Below are 865 nucleotides of genomic sequence, written 5' to 3' on the forward strand. Positions count from 1 at the left end.
GTCGACTTGCTAAAAACCATGTATCTAAAAGCTTCTCCGGCCGATCAAGAAGCATTCAAGCTCTGGATCTCACAGCAATAATTCATCAACAATAATTGTTATTTGTGACGATAAAAATATAAAAAGCAGGCGATGGCCTGCTTTTATGTTTTTTGATGTTGACTACTTTAAGGAATGTGCTGTTTTAAGATGGCTAGAGCTGAATCTCTTTCCATTGGCCAGGCTGCAAGTCTCCAAGGGTAATGTCGCCCATTGAATAGCGTACTAAGCGTAAAGTTGGGAAGCCGATATGAGCGGTCATGCGTCTTACTTGGCGGTTTCTACCTTCAACGATAGTGATTGCTAGCCATGTCGTTGGAATATTTGCACGAAAACGAACTGGTGGGTTTCTCTCCCAAATCGTCGGAGCATCAATGACTTCTACTTTTGCGGGTAAGGTCATACCATCTTTTAATTCAACGCCTTTACGCAACTTCTCTAAATCTTGCTCTTGTGGGGCTCCATCCACCTGTACCCAATACGTTTTCGGCGACTTCGATTTCGGCTGAGTCAGCTTCGCTTGCAGGATACCATCATTGGTTAGCACCATTAGGCCTTCACTGTCTCTGTCTAGCCGACCTGCTGCGTAGACGTCTTTGACTGGAATGTAGTCAGCCAATGTTTTACGGCCGTCACCATCGGTAAATTGGCTCAGCGTATCGTAAGGCTTATTGAAAATAATGACTTTTCTATTTTGCAGGTCGACTCGAGGTTTATTGGCTTTGGCTGTGCGAGTAGGGTGGCGTCTTGTGGTTTGATCCTCTACACGGTTTGGTTTACCGGAACGTTTAAAATGGCCTGTTTTAGATTGGCTGGTACGACGCCC

1 protein-coding gene is annotated in these 865 nt (G+C 45.0%); it reads right to left on the reverse strand.

Annotated elements, in window-relative coordinates; all coding sequences use genetic code 11:
• Window positions 1-193: 193 nt before the first annotated feature.
• The coding region (locus R7O13_RS25370) for a pseudouridine synthase (RefSeq protein WP_318305009.1) at window positions 194-865 on the reverse strand (672 nt) is incomplete at its 5' end.

This window comes from Vibrio sp. Y176, assembly GCF_033438945.1.